This is a genomic window from Selenomonas ruminantium subsp. lactilytica TAM6421 (assembly GCF_000284095.1).
Classification (GTDB): domain Bacteria; phylum Bacillota; class Negativicutes; order Selenomonadales; family Selenomonadaceae; genus Selenomonas_A; species Selenomonas_A lactilytica.
Genome location: NC_017068.1, coordinates 307801 through 327664 on the forward strand (window position 1 = coordinate 307801; position 19864 = coordinate 327664).

General features: G+C 53.6%; 12 protein-coding genes and 1 tRNA gene. 7 read left to right on the forward strand and 6 right to left on the reverse strand.

The features are described 5' to 3' along the window. The first annotated feature begins 205 nt into the window (after window positions 1-205). Complete coding sequence (locus tag SELR_RS01465; protein WP_158645763.1) at window positions 206-3400, forward strand: beta strand repeat-containing protein; 3195 nt, start codon at window positions 206-208, stop codon at window positions 3398-3400. Between the two features lie 25 nt (window positions 3401-3425). Beyond that, window positions 3426-5084, forward strand: coding sequence for a ShlB/FhaC/HecB family hemolysin secretion/activation protein (locus SELR_RS01470; protein ID WP_158645764.1), 1659 nt, complete (start codon window positions 3426-3428; stop codon window positions 5082-5084). 77 nt (window positions 5085-5161) lie between these two features. Here SELR_RS01470 and SELR_RS01475 read toward each other — a convergent pair whose 3' ends face one another. Continuing rightward, on the reverse strand, window positions 5162-6136 hold the full coding sequence (locus SELR_RS01475; RefSeq protein ID WP_014423429.1) for a PD-(D/E)XK nuclease family transposase: 975 nt from the start codon (window positions 6134-6136) through the stop codon (window positions 5162-5164). 547 nt (window positions 6137-6683) lie between these two features. On the opposite strand from SELR_RS01475, the gene SELR_RS01480 reads away from it, so the two are divergent. The 3 genes from SELR_RS01480 to SELR_RS01490 all read left to right on the forward strand — a co-directional run bounded on the left by SELR_RS01480 (window position 6684) and on the right by SELR_RS01490 (window position 12392). Further along, on the forward strand, window positions 6684-7535 hold the full coding sequence (locus SELR_RS01480) for a flagellin (protein WP_014423430.1): 852 nt from the start codon (window positions 6684-6686) through the stop codon (window positions 7533-7535). A gap of 402 nt (window positions 7536-7937) precedes the next feature. Beyond that, entirely contained in the window at window positions 7938-11048 is a 3111-nt protein-coding gene (locus SELR_RS01485) for a non-ribosomal peptide synthetase (protein WP_014423432.1), read from the forward strand. 9 nt (window positions 11049-11057) lie between these two features. After that, the gene (locus SELR_RS01490; RefSeq protein ID WP_014423433.1) at window positions 11058-12392 is read left to right on the forward strand and encodes an MATE family efflux transporter; all 1335 of its coding nucleotides are present in this window, start codon (window positions 11058-11060) and stop codon (window positions 12390-12392) included. A gap of 67 nt (window positions 12393-12459) precedes the next feature. On the opposite strand, the gene SELR_RS01495 is transcribed toward SELR_RS01490, so the two are convergent. Continuing rightward, window positions 12460-13755 (reverse strand): MFS transporter, encoded by a 1296-nt coding sequence (locus tag SELR_RS01495; RefSeq protein ID WP_014423434.1) that lies wholly within the window; start codon window positions 13753-13755, stop codon window positions 12460-12462. Between the two features lie 347 nt (window positions 13756-14102). Next, the gene (locus SELR_RS01505) at window positions 14103-15404 is read right to left on the reverse strand and encodes an RNA-guided endonuclease InsQ/TnpB family protein (protein WP_014423435.1); all 1302 of its coding nucleotides are present in this window, start codon (window positions 15402-15404) and stop codon (window positions 14103-14105) included. Window positions 15405-15619: 215 nt separating this feature from the next. On the opposite strand from SELR_RS01505, the gene SELR_RS01510 reads away from it, so the two are divergent. Next, window positions 15620-16291, forward strand: coding sequence for a helix-turn-helix domain-containing protein (locus SELR_RS01510; RefSeq protein ID WP_014423436.1), 672 nt, complete (start codon window positions 15620-15622; stop codon window positions 16289-16291). Then, window positions 16288-17202 carry an IS3 family transposase gene (locus tag SELR_RS01515; protein ID WP_014423437.1) on the forward strand — a complete coding sequence of 305 codons (915 nt, stop codon included), beginning with the start codon at window positions 16288-16290 and terminating at the stop codon, window positions 17200-17202. Before SELR_RS01510 ends, SELR_RS01515 begins: the two co-directional genes overlap by 4 nt. A gap of 328 nt (window positions 17203-17530) precedes the next feature. Here the strand turns inward: SELR_RS01515 and SELR_RS01520 are convergent, their stop codons facing one another. From SELR_RS01520 to SELR_RS01530, 3 genes are all read right to left on the reverse strand, one after another. After that, window positions 17531-18058, reverse strand: coding sequence for a hypothetical protein (locus SELR_RS01520; RefSeq protein WP_014423438.1), 528 nt, complete (start codon window positions 18056-18058; stop codon window positions 17531-17533). A gap of 75 nt (window positions 18059-18133) precedes the next feature. Further along, window positions 18134-19471, reverse strand: a complete 1338-nt coding sequence (locus tag SELR_RS01525) for an MFS transporter (protein ID WP_014423439.1) — start codon at window positions 19469-19471, stop codon at window positions 18134-18136. Window positions 19472-19536: 65 nt separating this feature from the next. After that, window positions 19537-19612 (reverse strand) — tRNA-Ala (locus tag SELR_RS01530). Window positions 19613-19864 lie beyond the last annotated feature (252 nt).

Consider the following 19864-nt stretch of genomic DNA (forward strand, 5'->3'; position numbering starts at 1 on the left):
CAATGCAGATATGTACCGATTCGTTAGTCGGGAATTTAAGCCTTTGGAGCGTTATATCAAACGTGAGTAGTCTGTTCTTCGGGACGGCAAAAGCGGACGCAGTGAATGAGGAATGGAACGTAAAAGTTAACTTTCTACGGAAGGTTTATGGCTTTTTATAAGTTTTCAGTAACGGCTGTTCAGTACCATTGGCACGGATGCCGTAGTGGAAAATGTACGCCTGCTGGGTGGCCGTGTTACGATGAGCTTTGGGGATAGTGTAATAGACTCTCCGAAAACAGCTTATGTGGGCGCCCTGGCGGGGAAGAATGCCGGAACCATCCGCAATGTAACCAGCACGGTGGCCGTGACGGGGAAAACAAATGATGATGTTAGTCTTATTGATTTAAGTCAAGCATCCGATGGTATCCGCCTTTATGCAGGCGGGCTGGTGGGCGAGAACAGCGGCAAAATCCGTGCAGCCGGTACGGAGGGCGCTGTCAGCACCAGCCTTAACGCAGATAATATTGGCGCAATGGGAAACCCCGTATTCCTGGGAACAGGCGGGATTGCCGGCAGCAATGTGGCTGATGGGAGCATTGCGGAAGCGTACCATGCCACGGGAAATATCTCTGCGACTATAACTGCTGGAATGATGGTTGATTCCAATTCCAATGCCGCAGGGATTCAGGTGGGCGGCATTGCCGGGGCAAATGCGGGCACCTTGCAGGATATCTATAATACCGCTCCGGTGTCAGGCAATATAACGGCAAGTAGGATGATAAACATGGACCAAGGGAGCCTTTACGCTGGCGGCATTGCGGGGAATAACAGTGGCACGCTTGCCAATGCGTATAGCACAGAAACAGGAAGTGTTGCGGCGACAGCAAGTAGGAGGGTTGAGTTGGGGAACAAGAACGGCGGCGCAATTACCGGCAGCGGCAGCGGCACTTCCACCAAAGCTTACAGCGAAAATCTTACAGCGGCGGCTACCTTCGCCGCATGGGGCGACTCCATTTCCCAAGATGGGCAAAGCCGCACTGCTGTATGGCGCATCTATGATGGCAAGACCACGCCCCTGCTCACCGCCTTTATGACGCCCCTGGATTTATCCGGTTACAGCGTCACCTATGATGGCAATGCGTATGGGCTGGTGCCCGGTTACGTAAATACGAATCTGTTGGAAGGCTATACCGATGCTCTGGCAGCGAAACATACCGATGCGGGGAAATACGAGTATGACACCTCCGGCCTTTATTCCACTCAGCAGGGGTACAATATCATCACGCCTGCTGACAACAAGGCCTATGTGGAGATTATCTCGAAATTCGTGACGCTGGATATTGACTTTGACACCATCAAGAAAGAATACGATGGCACCACCAATGCCACGATTACCCAGACGGTGTTCAACCTGAAGGGCGTCAACGATGCGGATAAGGACAAGGTCGCCGTCACCACGGAGAATCCTGCGGCCACCTTTGACAATCCCAATGTGGGCACAGAACATGTCATCACCTATACCGGCTTTGGCCTGTCCGGGGAGCTGGCGGGGAACTATCAGCTGAAAGAAACCCTCACGGGCGCAGGCGAAATCACGGCCAAAGCCCTGACCATTGGCAATGTCACCAAGGTTTACGATGGCAATACAACTGCGGCCATAACCTTGGACAACCTGAACGGCATCGTGGATGCGGACAAAACCGCCCTGAGCCTGGGAGCTGGCGTCACGGCTGCCTACGACACGAAGAACGCAGGCACGGGCAAAACGGTCAATTACAGCGGCCTGACCCTGGGCGGGGACAAGGCCGGGAACTATTCCCTGGCCGCTGAGGGAAGCATCAGCAACGCCAGCATCACCGCCCGGGACATCACCGCCACAGTGGCCGACCTTAGTCCCAAGACATATGACGGACAGACGGCAGTGAACAATGTAACCGCTATTTTGGATAATACCGTGGAAGGCGACGCTATCAGCGCCACCGCCAGCGGCAGCTACGCCGATAAGAATGCCGGCACGGATAAGGCCGTGACCTATAACAGCTTCACCCTGAGCGGAGCAGATAAGGACAACTATAACCTGACTACTACCAGCTATACCGGCAAAGGCAGTATCACTGCTCGTGACATTACCGCCACGGTAGCCGACCTTGACGCCAAGACCTACGATGGTCAGACGGCAGTGAACAATATTGCCGCCACCCTGAATAATACCGTGGAAGGCGACGCTATCAGCGCCACCGCCAGCGGCAGCTACGCTGATAAGAATGCCGGCACGGATAAGGAAGTGACTTATAACAGCTTCACCCTGAGCGGAGCAGATAAGGGTAACTATAACCTGACTACTACCAGCTATACCGGCAAGGGCAGCATCACCGCCCGTGATATCACCGCCACGGTGGCCGACCTTGACGCCAAGACCTACGATGGTCAGACGGCGGTGAACAATGTAACCGCTATTTTGGATAATACCGTGGAAGGCGACGCTATCAGCGCCACCGCCAGCGGCAGCTACGCCGATAAGAATGCCGGCACGGATAAGGCCGTGACCTATAACAGCTTCACCCTGAGCGGCGCGGACAAGGATAACTATAACCTGACCACCACCAGCTACGCAGGCAAGGGCAGCATCACTGCTCGTGACATTACCGCCACGGTAGCTGACCTTGACGCCAAGGTATATGATGGACAGACGGCAGTGAACAATATTGCCGCCACCCTGAATAATACGGTGGAAGGCGACACGGTCAGCGCTACCGCCAGCGGCAGCTACGCCGATAAGAATGCCGGCACGGATAAGGCCGTGACCTATAACAGCTTCACCCTGAGCGGTGCGGACAAGGATAACTATAACCTGACCACCACGAGCTACGCAGGCAAGGGCAGTATTACGACGGCGCCCATCACCTTTAAGGCCAATGACTATACCAAGACTTACGACGGCAACACGGATGCTCCGGGGGCAACCTACAGCATCACCCAGGGCCAGCTCTTTGACGGTGACCAGGCCAGCGGCGGCACCTTTGCCTTTACAGATGCCAACATCGGTACGGGCAAGACACTCACCCTCAGCGATATCACCATTGCGGACGGCAACGAGGGCAGAAACTACGCCATTACCTACCAAAACAGCACCAACAGCACCATCAAGTTTTCCGACAGCGGCAACAGCCTCCAGCAGTTTGAAGAAGCCACCCATGTCACGGATCCCAATGTCCAAAGCAAGGCCGCAACGGCTGCACCGGACGCACCGGCTGACAACAGTGAGGCACCCAAAGCCGACAGTGACGGCCTGCTCACCCTGGAAAACAACGGCGTGAACGCTCCTGACTCCATGGATACGGAAGCCATCGCTGCACAGCAGCAGGGGGAAAACGCCAGTACCGACAAGAAACGCCAGAAAGCAGAAAATAATGAATAACACGTAGAAAAAGAGGTTGATGGATTTGAAAATTATAAGTGCAAGACGCAGAAAAAGTACCAAATCTCTGGCCGCTTATATGGCCGCCGCCGCTTTGCTGGCCGTCCCCTTTACGGTGGAGGCGGCCCCTGCCGTTCCTGACCCCGGGAAGGAAGTCCGCCAGCCCGCCGAACAGGGTAAGACGGATATCCGCAGCAGCCTGCCGGAAAACACCAGCAGTGCCGCTCAGGGCACTAAATTCACCCTGACCAAAATCCGCACGGAACACGAGGGGATGAAACTGGCAGACGAGGGCCTTGCGGCCATCACCCAGCCCCTGCTGGGCCGTGAAATCACCGCCAGCGAACTCAATGCCGCCGTGGAAGAACTGACCAAATACGCCCGTTCCCACGGCTACCCCGCAGCCATTGCCTACATCCCCGAACAGACGGCTGTGGACGGTGATTTGCGCATCGCCTTTGCTCCCGGGCGTTTCAGCGGCATCCGGACGGAAAGCCAGGGCGTCCTCAAGGAAAAAGTGGCCCACCGTCCTTTGGCCGGGCTGAAAAGCGGTGACATCATCGAAACCAAGAAGCTGGAACAGTCCCTGCGCAACCTGCGGGATATCCCCGGCATTGAAGCCAACGCCGTCCTTTCTCCCGGGCCTGAGCAGGGCACCAGCAATCTCACGGTGAAGGTGGAGCCAAAAGATCCGGCCACCTATATCCTCTACGCGGAAAACTACGGCAGCAAGGCCGCAGGCCGCTACCGCTACGGCCTGCAGGCAGACTGGAAGAACTTAGGCGGCACCGGCAGCCGCCTCAATGTGGGGGCGCTGATTTCCAACGGGAAACAGCATGGCGGCAATATCGCCTACGAGATTCCCGTGGGGCACAGCATGACCACGTTGGGCGTGGCTTACAGCCATTCCGACTACGAGCTGGGCAGCATCTGGAGCCAGCTGGGGGTGGAGGGCAAATCCGACACCGTAAGCCTTTACGGCAGAACGCCCCTGCTGAACTATTATACCAATGACCTGAACCTGACCTATGCAGTCAACTACCGCAAACTCAGGGACGAATTCAACGGCATGGACATCGGTGACCGCCATTCCACCTCCTTCAGCCTTGGGCTGGACGGCACTGCGCGGACAACGGAAACTGTCCTCCATTATAACGTGGCCTTCCATACCGGAAGTGTCACCCCCGATTCGGACATAGCCCGGAAGTTGGCGGATCTGCAGGACACCAAGGGCAGATTTTCCAAGGGGACACTGGACCTTACCGCCATCCAGAAAATCTCCGGCCCCTTCGACGTCATGCTGAAGCTCTCCGGTCAGAAAGCCGCCAGCAACCTGGACAGCAGCGAGCATATCTACCTGGGCGGCGCCAGAGGCATCAGGGCTTACCCCCAGGGCGAAGCCTCCGGCGACGAGGGCATCTTAGGCAATCTGGAACTGCGCTACCATACCCCCGTCAAGGGCCTGACTCTTTCCACCTACTTCGATGCCGGCACGGTGAAAGCCGAAAAGTCCCGGAGCGGCAACACCACCCTGAAAGGCTGGGGCCTGGGCCTGACCTACAGCAAGCCCAATGACTGGTTTGCCCGTGTCGACTACGCCCGCCGCATCGGCTTTGCCGACAACCTCTCCCGCGACGCGGAGAGCCGCGGCCGCATCTGGTTTATGGCCGGGAAGGTATTCTGAGCATATGGCATCGAGCCGTTAAAAAAACGGAGTCTGCCCAGTCAATGGACTGTCAGGCTCCGTTTTTATGTCGTCTGTTAATGCGCAGGTTGTTCCTGCATAAGTTTTTTTATGAAATCTAATGGAAGTTCCACAGACTCGCTGATATCCTCCGCAGTAAATTTTTTCTTGGCAATCATGCGGCGGGCGCTGGCCAATTTTTCGTCTTCCTGTCCCTGCTTGCGTCCTTCCTCACGTCCTTCCTCCCGGCCAATCGTGATGCCCTTATCAATGCCGTTCTTTTCAATGCCTTCGCTCAAATTGCACATTTTATCCACACCCTTCTCCAGTTCGGGAGTAATCTCAATGTCAAACTCGTCGGTGAGTATCTGCCGCTTCTCCTGTTTGGTCAGGTAATTGTCCACCATCATCATATTGAGAAGCCGCAGCAAACCATTTAGTTCGGTGTATTTCTTTTTGCCCAGGCAGACCATGACCACCGTCAGCAGGTCATAATGCTGACGCTTGGCCTGAACATTTCCCACAATGTTTTTTTCCGACATGTGGTAGCTGGTAATGCTGTACTCGGTATTATGCGTGGGGCTGACGCATACCCAGATGGAATAGACCTTCTGAATCTTGCCATAGCCGGATTTGACGAATACCGTGCCATACTGGCCGGAAATCAGGCGGCTGCAATAGTAGATGCCCCGCTTCAAAAGAGGATAGCCCGGATTGAACTTGTTCTGGGCTTCCAGGTTGATGATGAGCTTGATGGTTTCCCCGGTGCCCGGCGCCGTTACCGTAAACCGCACATCAAAGGTTACAGTCTGCTCGGACTCGCTCTTGCTTTCGTTCTGCAGCCCCTCAATGCGGGTAACTTCGCCCTGCGGGTTTACCAGGACTGTGCCCACCTCGGGCTTTCCCTGTATGTAGCGGATGATTTCCTTGACGGGAATATCCTTGAACTCCTTCACACAGGTCTTCATGATATGGGCGGCAATGCCCTGCTCGGATAATACTTCCTTACAGGCAGCGTCGTAAAGCCGTTTCATTCGTTTGCTGGAATCCATGTTCTGCCTCCTGTTACTTGCTTCAATTTTACAATAATTACCGGGATAATTCAAGGATTGCCCTTGCTTTTGACAGGTCAAAATGCCGTGAGAAGCGTCCTGCAAAGCCATAATATTTTGTGCTCTTGGAGGGGGGATGTGAGCTGTAGAAAGCAACACCACTCTGAAAGGCTGGGGCCTTGGCCTGACCTACAGCAAGCCTAACGACTGGTTTGCCCGTGTCGACTACGCCCGCCGCATCGGCTTTGCCGACAACCTCTCCCGGGACGCGGAGAGCCGCGGCCGCATCTGGTTTATGGCCGGGAAGGTATTCTGAGCATATGGCATCGAGCCGTTAAAAAAATGGAGTCTGCCCAGTCAATGGACTGTCAGGCTCCGTTTTCATTTTAGCAGTAGATTTTCTCCTCAGGTGCTAAAAAAATATTGTCCGCTGCTATTTTATGAAGTATAATATAGCTATAGAAGTAGACGCATTTTTACGGCAGTAAGATAGACAGCAACACGAAGGAAATGGGATTTCTGAATAATGCGGAAAGGAGAGATGAGTATGAGTATCAACAGTGTGTTGAACAGCTCGCTGAATCAGCTGAACCGTGCCCAAAGCGTACAGAATGCCAGCTTGCAGCGCATCGCTACGGGTTCCAAGCATTCCAGTGCGGCCAATGGCGCTTCTGAATATGCCATTGCGCAAAAGATGCAGTACAATCTGGGTGCAGTACGTCAGTCCACCAACAACACCCAGACGACTAACTCCATGCTGAATGTGGCCAGCGGTGCCATCAATAATACCGTGAGTTCCCTGTCCAGTCTCAAGGAGACGTTGCTCAACGCGGCCAATGGCAGCAATGGGGATTACGATCGGGCTGCGCTGCAGGAGACGGTGAATCAGACACTGTCCCAGATCAACAGCAATGCCCAGCAGGCTAATTACAATGGCAAGAACCTGCTGGACGGCAGCCAGACGCTGACAGTGGCCGGTGTTGACGGCTATGAGAGCGTATCCCTGGGGGATATGAGCACCAAGGGGCTGGGCCTTACGGACAGCCAGGGCAACAGCAAGGTGGATGTGACGAATCCGGATTCGCTGGCCAGCGCGCTGGAGACGGTGGATTCGGCTTTGAATGCCGCCTTGGATCAGGCAACCGCCATCGGTGCGGCACAGCAGGGCATGGGTTATCAGGCTGATAACTACACCACCATGGAGGAAAACCTCCAGGCCTCCCTGTCCACCAGTGACGATGCGGATCTGGCCGCAGAATCCGTCACCAATGCCAGCGCCAAAGCACAGAGCCAGGCGGCTTTGTGGGCGGTAAAACAGGGCATGCAGAGCATGACGCAGCAGATGCTGGGCACTCTCAACAACCACAGCCGCGGCGCGGCCTTCGGGATGTTGAGCTGAAAGCTGAAAAGTAGTACAAAAAAAGGGGCTGTTGCATGAGTGCGTTAGCACTTATGCACAGCCCACTTTTTCGGTGTCTGGTGCCAGGGTGGGCCTCTGACCCTTTCCCGCCATTTCGACATCTGAGATATCCAGAAGAAATATTTGGACCATGAGGTCCTGCAGGATAGAATAAGCATAAATGAAGGGACGCAAAATCAAACGAAAAAAATGCGTTTGATTTTGCGTCCTTTTTTAGTTATGAAATTAGGGCGTGTTGATGGTAAGTTCGTTGCCAGAGGGGGGATTTTTTCGGGGATGTCAGGCAGGAGGGCAAGGCTGTCCTGTGGGCAGGAAAAAGCCCCCCCTTTGGTGAATTATTCGAAGTAAGAAGGTACGCATATAGACGGAGGATAATTCTTTATGGCAAAAAGCACCTTGGAAAAGATGGGGCCTGCCGCCTCTGCGGCTTTGGCGGCCCAGGAAAGATTCAACGATACAGCCAGCAGCTTTCCCTTTGTGCCCGTGTCTCTGCAGATCCACCGCCAGGCGGAAGCGCATCCTGACCAGGTGGCGGTTATTGCGGCGGGGCGCAGGCTGACCTATGGGGAGCTGGACCGCAGGTCAAATATTCTGGCCAATTTCCTGCTGGAAAGGCTGGGCCGGGGCGGGGCTAAGGCCTGCCGGGACATGATCGTGGGGGTGGCTTTGGAGCGCACGGAGCTGGCCTATGTGGCAGAGCAGGGCATCCTGAAGGCGGGGGCGGCTTTCCTGCCCTTCGTGACCTCCTATCCTGATGAGCGCATCAAATATTGCCTGCAGGATGCAGGGGCCTCCCTGCTGCTTACTTCCCGGGCCCTCAAGGATGTCCGGCCGGGACTGGCGGGGGATTATGAAATCCTGGCGGTGGAGGAGCTGCTGGCAGCTGGCGACGACAGCTATCCCGGGCAGGTGGAGATAGGCCGGGAGGACCTGGCCTATGTCATCTATACCTCCGGCTCCACCGGCAAGCCCAAGGGTGTCATGATTGAGCAGGGGAACCTGGCCAATTATGTGCAGCGGGATGAAAAATCCATCGAAATCATGCACTATGCCCGGCCCGGGCGCATTGCCCTGGCCATGGCGGCTTTTTCCTTTGACGTTTCCGTGGTGGAGGAATTCGTGCCCCTGAGCAATGGCTGTACCGTCTGCCTGGCCACTGAGGCGGAGATACATGACCCCTTCCTGCTGTCTGCCGCCATGCAGGAGCATCAGGTCAATGGCCTCACCTGCACTCCCACTTTCCTGCTCAGCGTGCTGAATATTCCCGAATGCAGGGAAGCCTTGCAAGGGGTGGATTTCTATGATATCGGGGCCGAGGCTTTTCCTGCCGGGCTCTTTGGCAAGCTGCGGGAGCTGCGGCCCGACAGCGTGATCCTGAACGTCTACGGCCCCACGGAATGCACCATGGGCTGCGCCGCGTCCCTGATGGAGTCGGAAGGGGAAATCGTGGTGGGCGGCCCCATCGTGAATACGAAGTTCTATGTCATGAGCCCCCAGGGAGACTTCCTGCCCATCGGCGAAAAGGGAGAGCTGATTATCTGCGGGGACTGCGTGGGGCGGGGCTATATCAACCTGCCGGACAAGACAGCCAAGGCCTTTTTCACTTTGGAGGGGCTCCGGGCCTATCACAGCGGGGACCTGGCTTCCTGGACGGAGGCGGGCACCATCCGCATTCATGGCCGCATTGACAATCAGGTGAAACTGCGTGGCTTCCGCATCGAGCTGGACGAGATCGAGAAGGTGATGGCGGAATATCCCCAGGTGGATACCTGCGCCGTGAAGGTACTGCAGAGGGCGGGCATGTCCGATTACCTGGCGGGGTACTATACTTCAACGGAAGAAATCAGCCAGGAGGCTCTGCTGGCCTTCATGAAGGAACGGCTGCCGGAGTACATGCTGCCTGCCGCCCTGCTGCGGCTGGAGCAGATGCCCCAGACCGTCAATGGCAAGATTGACAGGAAAGAGCTGCCTTCCGTGGAGCCGGTGCAGGCCAGGACGGCCTATGTGGCTCCCCGCAATGACAACGAAAGATATATCAGTGCCGCCTTTGCCCAGGTGCTGCGCCTGGAGGAGGGCTCCGTGGGCTGTGAGGATGATTTCTTCCAACTGGGGGGAGATTCCCTTTCGGCCATGCTGCTGGTTTCCCGGCTCAGCCAGAAGGGCATCTCCAGCGCAGACGTGTTTTCCCTGCGTACTGTGGAGCGGCTGGCGGCCCTGCTGGAGGAGCGGGGGGAGGCAGAGTCTCTGGAGGAAATCGATGACCGGGAGAGACTCAGGCCTCACCGGCTGTCCCCCATGCAGGTGGAAATGGTGGACAACCAGTTTGCCAAGGTCAAGTCCACCATGTTCAACAATATGTCCTACCTCTTCCGCTTTCCCCAGGAAACTGACCCCGAAAGACTGCGCCAGGCGGTGAATGAGGCCATAGGCAATCATCCGGCCCTAGCCATGACCATCGGCTTCAACGATGACAATGAGCTGGTGCAGACCTATACTCCTGGCATCCTTTCCGAAGTGCAGTACGAATACATGAGCGATTTGGAAATCATCAGGCTGGCCCGGGGGCTGGTGCAGCCCTTTGTGATCTTCAATGCGCCCCTGCTGCGGTTGCGCCTCTTCCGCTCCCCCAAGTACACCTATATGTTCTTTGACGTGCACCATCTGGCCATGGACGGCTCTTCCCTGGGGCTGGTGCTGGCGGATATCACCAGGGCCTATCGGGGAGAGAGCCTGCCCCGTGACTACTACTGTGCCTATCTGGCCGCCGAGGAAAAGCTCTGCAACTCCCCCCAGTATGAGGAGGACAAGGAATATTTCCTCAAGGCCTACGGAGGCTTTGACTGGTGCAGCATTCCGGAGCCTGACCAGAGGGAGTCCCTGAAGCTGGAGGCACGGCAGCGCCGGGTGCAGCTGCCCTTTGATGAGGAGGATCTGGTGGAGGCCGAGGAGCGCTGGCATGCCTCCCGCAGCGTCATGGCCATCGGCGCCGCCCTGCAGGCCCTACATGAGTTCACCGGCCGCAGGTACATTATGTCCAACTGGATTTTCAACAACCGCCTGGGCAGCTATGCCGCCAATTCCGTGGGTATGCTGATCAAGAACCTGCCCGTGGGGGTGGATATGGAGAAGGCAAAGGATACCGGGGAACTGCTGGCGGAGGTGAAGCGCCAGGTCACCGAGGGCATTGCCCATTCCAGCTACGACTACTTCGTAGCCAAGGACAGGCCCTTTTTGGATGACCCCATGGAGGTGAACTACCAGTTGAATATCAATGCCGATGATCTGGCAGAGCTAAAACCCTTCTCCCTGCCTCTGGACAATCAGTACTGTGCCCCCGGGGCCAGGCTGGAGCTGGAGTTTTTGGAGAACGACAACAACTCCGGCTGCTTTGAGTCAGAGTTTGAGTGGGCGGGCAATATCTTCACTACGGAAAAAATCGTGGCCTTCCACAACCTGTATATGGAAAAGTTCATCGAGATTGTGCATGGCTGAGGAGTATTTATGGAAATCAAGCTATCTGACCATTTCACCTGCAAGAGGCTTCTGCTGTTCGCCGCCCCTACCATCGGCACAGTGGTTATCGCCATCACCTATGATGTGATTGACGGTTATTTCGTGTCCAATTTTATAGGCAAGACGGCTTTTGCCGCCGTCAATGTCATCTATCCCTTCCAGCTGATGCTGTCGGTGGTGGGCTATATGTTTGGTACCGGGGGCAGCGCCCTCATCGCCGCCCAGCAGGGCAAGGGGGATGAGGAGGGGGCCAACCGCTTCTTCACCATGATAGTCAAGTTCGCCCTGATGACAGGGGCGGTCATGGCCCTGCTGGGCTGCCTCTTCCTGCCGGAAATAGGCGCCCTGATAGGAGCCACGCCGGAAATCATGGAGTACGGCCTGCCCTATGGCCGCACCCTCTTCCTCTTCCTGCCGGTGATGATTGTGGGCTATGCCTTCCAGAGCCTGCTGATTACCGCTGAAAGACCCCAGTTTGGCCTCTACCTTTCCGTGGCCAATATGCTCAGCAACATCATCTTTGACTACCTCTTCATCGTGGTGCTGGAGGGAGGCATGGTGGGGGCGGCCATCGCCACCGGCATCGGCGCCTGCCTGAACGGCCTGGTGCCCATGTGCTACTTTGCCCGGCCCAACAGCAGCTCCCTGCGCTTCGTTAGCTGCGGCATGGAAATCAAGCCCCTGCTGGGAGCCTGTTACAATGGCCTGTCGGAAATGGTGGAAGATATGTCCACCTCCCTGATTTTCGTCTTCTACAATTACCAGCTCCTGAGGCTGGCGGGGGAAAACGGGGTGGCGGCCTTCGGGGTGGTCATCTTTGTGGAGGGCTTCTTCACCGCGGTCTTCTGCGGCCTGGCCTTGCAGGCCAATTCCATCGTGGGCTACCATTTCGGCGCGGCCAACTTCACGGAGCTGAAAAGCCTGCTGAAAAAGGGCATTATGCTGAATTTTGGTTTCGGCTTGCTGATGTTTGTCCTGGCACGGTTTTCCGCGCCTGTCATTGCCGGCCTCTATGTGGGCTATGATGCGGAGGTTTGCGCCATGGCAGAGGAGGCCCTGCAGATTTATGCCCTGGCCTTTATCCTGCAGGGGTTCAATATCTACGCTTCCGCCTATTTCACCGGCCTGAACAACGGCAAGATTTCGGCCCTCATCGCCTTTGCCCGCACCTTCCTGGTGCAGACCGCCGCCATTTTCCTGCTGCCCATGCTCCTGGGCATCGCCGGCCTATGGCTGGCCCAGGCCACCGCCGAACTGGTGTCAGCCCTGCTGGCCGCCGCGCTGCTCTACGCCTGCCGCAGGGAGTATTGCGGGGAGGGGTGAGAAAAAGGAGCTGCTGCACGTTGATTACGTGCAACAGCCCCTTTTTCGTGTGTCCATGATGATAGCGTCAGTTATCGGCGATAAGCTGCTTGCCAGGCTTGATGACCAGCCAGCAGGCGACTACGATAAGACCGAATAAAGCGGTGATAGAAAATGCGTTGTTCCAGCCATATGTCTCGACGAGGAATGCCGTGACAATCGGGGCAAGGACGCCGCCGATATTGCCCCAGAGATTGATCCAGCCGGAGACAGAGCCGCTGAAGCGGCCGCCAAGGGACATGACCGATGACCAGGTAGCACTCATGCAAAAACCGAGGGAGCCGAGAGCCAGCGTCATCCAGAAGATAGCAGCTTCAACGGAAGCCATGTGGGATGCTGCGTAAAGACCTGCGGAAGTGACTGCGATGCCAAAGATAGCGGTGACCGTGCGCATTGTGTACTGGCGTTCACTGTTCTTGCCCGTAGCCAGGCGGTCGGAAAACCAGCCGGCGAAGAAGACCATAAAGGTCAAGGCAATCCAGGGAACGGAGGTCCAGAAGCCCATGGTCTTGAGGTCCAGGCCGTATACTTCAGTGAGGAACATGGGCAGCCAGGAAAGAAAAACATACATGATGTAATCGACGACGAAGAACTGAAGACCGACAGCCCAGAACCGATGGTTTACCAGAAGCTTCTTCCACGGAGCTACGGCTTTTTCCGTTTGGTTGCTGCGCCCTTCATTGATGTAGTTGATCTCTTCTTCGCTTACATAAGGACAATCTTCCGGCGTATCCCGGGTGTAGCGGTGCCAGGCATAAGCAACGACGACGCCGAGGATACCAAAGACGATAAAGACGCCCTGCCAGCCGAGCCAGCCCATCAGAGCGACAGTCAGCAGCGGGCCCACGACCGGACCGAAAAAGGTGCCGCCGAGGATAGAGGAACTGGCTTTGCCTTTTTCGGTATGGTTGAACCACTTATAGCAGGCTGCGCCGAGGGAAGGGAAAACTGGTCCCTCGCCGAGGCCGAAGGCCAGGCGGATGGCAGCAAAGCTGAATTTGCCATGGGCAAAAGCAGTCAGAGCGGTAAAGATTGACCACCAGAGAATGGCAAATGTACCGGTTTTACGCAGACCGAAGCGATCGGCCAAAATGCCACCGGGAACCTGCATCAGTGCATACCCGCCGAAGAAACAGGTTTGGATAAGTCCCATATCGATTTTGGTGAAACCGAATTCCTGCATGATGACCGGTGTGGCAACCGAAAGGTTTACGCGATCCATGTAGGCGACAAAACTGACTAGAAAGATTAAGCTGGCGACTTTCCAGCGATAGTTTGTACTGGCAGGTGCCTCGGCACTGCTTATGGTGTTTTCCAGATTCATAAAGATTCCCCACTTTCTATACACTATTGTCTTTTTCGAAAAGACGATAGGACAACAATTAGTGTAAACATGTAAACGCTATGTGACTTATTATACTGTATACAGAAATTCTGTCAAGGGGAAATTCCCTATCAACTGGTCAAGGTAAGCAATGAAGCAAGCCGTTACTGAAAACTTATAAAAAGTCATAAACCTTCCGTAGAAAGTTAACTTTTACGTTCCATTCCTCATTCACTGCGTCCGCTTTTGCCGTCCCGAAGAACAGACTACTCACGTTTGATATAACGCTCCAGAGGCTTAAATTCCCGACTAACGAATCGGTACATATCTGCATTGACTTGTCGGTGTCAGCTTGCAAATTTGGATAGCTCCGTTTCTCCATAGCGTTTGAGATTCAAAGATGCTTGAAAGTCACGGTCTATCACATTGCCACAGACGGGACAGACATATGTCCTGTCTGACAGCTTCAGGTCTTTATTTATATATCCGCATTCGACGCAAGTCTTGGAGCTTGGAAACCAGCGGTCAGCAATAACCACGGGAATTCTTGCCCAATGTGCCTTGTATTCAATCTGCCTGCGGAATTCATAAAAATTCTGTTCCTGAATTTTTTCAGACAGGTGCTTATTCTTCATCATGCCCTGCACATTCAGGTCTTCAAGGCATATAAACCTTGGCTTTCGGTTTATAATTATTCTCGTCGCCTGATGTACATGATTGGCTCTGATGTCAGCCAGCCTGTGGTTGATTCGTAAAAGTCGTTTTTCGCTTTTTATAAGGTTGCTTGTTTTGCAGTAACGCTCTCCTTTCTTGTTCATCTGGTATTTTCGCGATACCTGACGCTGCAACCTGCGTCGTTTCTTTTTAATGTTCCTTATTGTATGGGACTTATTGATATTTTTGACTACTGTAGAGTCCGAGATTATCGCTAAGTCTTTGATACCTAAATCAATGCCGACACCTTCTGTGCAGAAACGTCCCGGCTGTTTGCGACTGAAGTTTAGTCCTCGCATTGGCTTTAGCGTATAAGAAGTTCTGATTCCTACGGAAAGCCACCAGTTTTCACCGTCAAAGGTTATCCGTGGTTGGGTGTATCTTCCCTTTGTAGGAATTCTTCCCTTTTCGGCAAGCCTTATCCAGTTGAGCCGTTGACGGTTCTTTTTTCTGCTGCCAGCTATATTTTCCAGCTTAACATGCGCAGCTGTGAACTGGATTTTTACATTGTCCTGATAGAAACGAAAGTCACCATTCTTTTTGCTGCGAAACTTAGGGTGCCCGTTCATGTCATAGACGGTCGGTTTCCTGTCGATGCGAGCAAAATGTGCCAGCTTCTTGGGTGAATATTTGACATACCCTTTCTGCCTCTGCTTGTGGAAGAAGTTCTTGTACGCTATGCACAAATCCTTGATAGCCTGCTTGGTGACATTGTTGGATATACCTAGAAGCCACAAGTATTCTTCAGAATTACGCAGAACAGTGAACTCCTTGCGAAGGTCATAATCACTTTGAAGTTTTCTGCCCTCCCTGAAATTCTCCATTTGCTTATCTAAAGCCCAGTTATAGGCAAATCTTGAAGCACCTGCGAACTGAAAAAGTTTAGTTCTCTGCTTGTTGTTTGGCAGTAGTCGTATCCTGACTGACCTTATCATCGCATTCACCTCCCCTATACGAATAATTATACCATGCCTTGATGGGCATGGTACTATTTCTGTATCGGAAAGTAAGTTTGCTTAGTTTGCTTAGACTTTTTATCAACTTTTTATAAGTTATGCTTGACTGTTAAAAGCCCCCTCGGTTAGTGATATGCTCCCTATTAGGTAGACAGAAGAAATAATAAAACTGTCTGCTTGATAGGGAGCATTTTATGTACAAGAAGAGATTATCACCCGAAGAGAAAATCCACTTCATTGAAAAGTATAAACGTGGAGAGGGCAGTTATGCCTCCATAGCCGCGGATGCAGGCGTTGACAGCAGATCCTTCAGGCAATGGGTTCGTAACTATGATGCTTGCGGCCCGGATGTATTCTTCAAACGACATCATCAGCGCTATTCTGTTGAATTTAAGGAAACTGCTATCCACGATTATCTTTCTGGCGTGGATTCACAAGATGCTATATGCCGAAAATACGGACTTCGTTCGCGGAGACAGCTACAAGACTGGATTATGAAGTATAATAGTCACGAGGAACTTAAACCATCCGGTACAGGAGGGAGCACCATCGTGACTAAAGGCAGAAAAACTACATTTGATGAACGGGTATCCATTGTAGAGGATTGCATTGCAAATGGCCGTGATTATGCTTTGACGGCGGAGAAATTCGATGTTTCTTACCAGCAGGTCTATACCTGGGTCAGGAAATATGACCAAAAGGGAATCGAAGGCCTCAAGGACGGCAGAGGCCGCAGGAAGCCTGAGTCTGAGATGAACGAGCTGGAACGGCTCAGATATGAAAACCGCATGCAGAAGGCTCAGTTGCTACAAAAGCAGATGGAGATAGATTTTCTAAAAAAACTCGAGGAATTGGAAAGGCGGTGATACTAGACAGAACTCGTAATACGGCTGCCTACCGGGCGATACTGGAGCTCAGCAGTATCTGTAAGGATTATCCAGTCAAGGCGTTATGCAGGTTGGGCCGTGTAACCAGGGCTGCGTATTACAAATGGCTTCACAGGAAGCTGGGACAAAACGAAGAAACGAACCAGAAGCTTGCTGCCCTGGCAGAATCAATCCATAAGGAGCATCCAGATATGGGCTACCGAAGGATTCGAGATAAGATTGAGCATGACCATGGCCTGCATGCTAATGACAAGCGTATCCTGCGTATATGCCGCAAGAAGAGACTGCGCTCCGTAATAAAAGGACGTCACAACTGTTGCACCAGGCCTGCTGTTGATCCATACTATACAGCAGAGAATGTGCTCAACAGGGATTTCCATGCAGATAAATACAACCAGAAATGGGTTACGGATGTGACCGAATTCAAGTACTTTCCTGAATACGGAACCGTTAAAAAGGTATATCTGAGTGCCATCCTTGACCTCTGTGATCGCCGGCCTGTTGCCTATGTTATTGGTGACAGCAACAATAACCAGTTGGTATTCCAAACCTTTGACAAAGCTCTTGAAGCCAATCCAGGGGCACATCCCTTGTTTCATAGTGACCGTGGCTTTCAGTACACCAATAAGTTGTTCCGCGCCAAAATTGAACAGGCCGGTATGACACAAAGCATGTCCCGTGTAGCACATTGCCTAGACAATGGCCCCATGGAAGGCTTCTGGGGTATCTTGAAGCGCGAGATGTACTACAGGCGCAGATTTACTTCCCGGCAAGAGTTGGTTGAGTCAATTGAGGAATATATAAGATATTACACTTATGACAGACCACAGCGTCATTTAGGCATACGAACCCCAAGTGAGTACCACGAAAAACTGGTTGGAGCTGCATGAAAAAAGCTGCTCGCATTAGTTGCGAGCAGCAATGAATATTTTTATTTTTTTACCTGTCCACTTGACGGGGAGCACACCATAGGCCGGGAGGGCTTTTTTGCAAATTGTATTTAAGCCGGGGCGGAAAATTTCGATATATACTCAAACTAATTGGCTGTAGCGAATTTTACCAAGGAATTAATAAAGGAAACCAGGGGAGAACCTACTTTCATGTATCGCTAACTGCGAAAGCCCATGTCATTAATAAATTGTTCGCGGCCTGACGGATAGATGCTAAAAAGGCGTGTTGAGTGATTGGCTCAACACGCCTTTTTTCTTAAATATGGGATTAGAAATAATTTTTGCTGAGTTCCACCAGTCCCGTTTCCAGCAGGTGCATGAATTCGGGTTTGCCGATGTTTTCGGCGCTGATGGAGAAGAGCATGTTGTTATAGGTCCAATGGGCGGCGTAGCCGTCGGGGTAGACCTTGCTTTCGGCGGGGACCTGGGCGATGTTTACGGGAATGCCCTGGATATCCTGGGCATTCCATTTCACGCCGTAGATGCCGCTGATGTTATCGTTGACCAGCTCCGTGCAGCGGGCTGTACGCAGGCGGAATTTGGTGGCGATCTGTCCGTCGGCGGTGTATTCGATGTCGATGGTGTCGCCGGCAATCACCCAGACCTGGCTCACATGATAGCCCGTCATGGAGGGCAGATAGAGGGGCGTAAAGCCTGCGGCAGCCTTGGCTGCGCTCACCGTGTCATAGCTTACCATGGGATTGGGCATACCTACTGCTGCGGGTTTTGCCTGAGCAAAGCCTGCATTCAGGCTCAGACAGAGAGCCGCGGCAATGGCCATCGTTTTTTTCTGCATTTTAAAATCTCCCTTCTAAACATAGGCGTTTGGTTTTTCGGCATCATTATATAGTGGTTTGTTGATTATATCAAGTTATTTGCGGATCCTGGCGGGGATTGTGCCGGCGGCGGACAGCAGGGCAAAGACCAGCAGGGTCAGCTGCAGGTTTTGTAACAGGTTTTCCTGGGGAGAAAAGCTGTCCCAGGACAGGGAGAGCATGAGGTTCATCAGGGCCACGCTGAGCACCTGTCCCAACAAGCGCGTGGAGCTCAGGAGACTGGCGGCCAGGCTGTAGTGCTTCTTTTCCACTGCGCTCATGATGGCGTTGTTGTTGGGGGCGGCGAACAGGGAAAAGCCCGTGCCGGTGATGATGAGCATGGGCAGGAGCAGCCACAGGGAGAGCCAATGGATGCTCAGGGCAAAGCCTGCGAGCCCCACGCTGATGACCGCCATGCCCAGAGCCGCCAGCTTGGTGGGAACGTATTTGTCGGAAAGCTTGCCCATCATGGGGGACAGCAGGGCCATGAAGATGGGCTGGGACAGCAGGAGCAGCCCCGCACTGCGGGAGGTCAGCCCCAGGATGGACTGCAGGTAGAGGGAAAGCAGGAAGCTGGTGGCAAAGGTGCCGCAGTAATTCAGGAGAGCCGCCAGACAGGACAGGGAAAAGGGCAGGTTTCCCTGCAGCAGTGCGATGGGCAGCAGGGGATTTTCCTGCCGGAGCTCATAGCGGCAGAACAGGAAAAAGAGCAGGAGTCCCCCCAGCAGCAACCAGGGAGCCAGTGGCTGGCTGCCCAGCTGGGAAAGGCCGTAGATGACCAAAAGGACGGCAAGGCCGTAGAGGATAGCGCCTTTCTTGTCCCAAGCGGGGCTGGTATCTTCATACCATTCCTCCTGCAGGAAGCGGCGGGCGGCCAGGAAGGCAGTACCGCCGATTATGGCCAGGAGGATGAAGATGCTTTGCCAGCCGTAATAATAATTGAGGAAACCACCCACCACCGGTCCTAATGTAAGTCCCGTGTAGACCACCGCCACGTTCCAGCCCATGGCCCAGCCCCGGCGCTCCTTGGGGATCACCAAAGTCAGGATGGACATGGAGGTGGCAAAGGTCATGGCCGAGCCGATGCCCTGGGCTGCCCGGGCGGCAATCAGGAGCGTCAGGTTCGGGGCAAAGGCTGCCAGCAGGGAGGTCAGGGCAAAGATGCCATTGCCCATGATGAAGAAACGCCGCTTCCCATGACGGTCAGCCAGCTTGCCAAAGGGCAGCAGCACCACGATGGCCGCCAAAAGGAAACTGCCCAACACCCAGCCCAGGGCTGCAGGGCTGGCGCCATAGGCTGCGCCCAAAGAGGGCAGCGCCAGATTCAAGGCGCTGCCCGCAAAGGGGGTGAGGAAGGAGGTGAGCATGATGGTGAAGAGTATTCTGCGTTCCATAAAGGTTTTCTCCATATGACAAAAACGGCTGCGAAGATTCCTTCACAGCCAGTATATGCTTTATTTGGTGGAGACGAAGGGGATTGAACCCTCGACCCCCAGATTGCGAACCTGGTGCTCTCCCAGCTGAGCTACGTCCCCAAATTGATTGTATTTATGGTTCATTTCCGAACCTTTTTCAGTATACCGCGTTTGTTATTGTTTTACAAGAGTAAGCAGAAAATTTGCGTTTTGAATCCCTGAATTTCGTTTTTATTTTATCATAAAATGTTTTTTCGTAGCAGGAAAAAGGGGCGATTTTGTCGAAATCGGAAATCAGTAGACCTATGGAATATGGGCGTTATTAGTCCAATTTATCAAATGATATCCTGGCTTTATTGCTTTGAAAAAATA

Excerpts from the sequence above, each read along its gene's own strand:
- SELR_RS01475 (WP_014423429.1), bottom strand. The coding sequence starts at position 6,136 with ATGGATTCCAGCAAACGAATGAAACGGCTTTACGACGCTGCCTGTAAG.
- SELR_RS01480 (WP_014423430.1), top strand. The coding sequence starts at position 6,684 with ATGAGTATCAACAGTGTGTTGAACAGCTCGCTGAATCAGCTGAACCGT.
- SELR_RS01485 (WP_014423432.1), top strand. The coding sequence starts at position 7,938 with ATGGCAAAAAGCACCTTGGAAAAGATGGGGCCTGCCGCCTCTGCGGCT.
- SELR_RS01490 (WP_014423433.1), top strand. The coding sequence starts at position 11,058 with ATGGAAATCAAGCTATCTGACCATTTCACCTGCAAGAGGCTTCTGCTG.
- SELR_RS01495 (WP_014423434.1), bottom strand. The coding sequence starts at position 13,755 with ATGAATCTGGAAAACACCATAAGCAGTGCCGAGGCACCTGCCAGTACA.
- SELR_RS01505 (WP_014423435.1), bottom strand. The coding sequence starts at position 15,404 with ATGATAAGGTCAGTCAGGATACGACTACTGCCAAACAACAAGCAGAGA.
- SELR_RS01510 (WP_014423436.1), top strand. The coding sequence starts at position 15,620 with ATGTACAAGAAGAGATTATCACCCGAAGAGAAAATCCACTTCATTGAA.
- SELR_RS01520 (WP_014423438.1), bottom strand. The coding sequence starts at position 18,058 with ATGCAGAAAAAAACGATGGCCATTGCCGCGGCTCTCTGTCTGAGCCTG.
- SELR_RS01525 (WP_014423439.1), bottom strand. The coding sequence starts at position 19,471 with ATGGAACGCAGAATACTCTTCACCATCATGCTCACCTCCTTCCTCACC.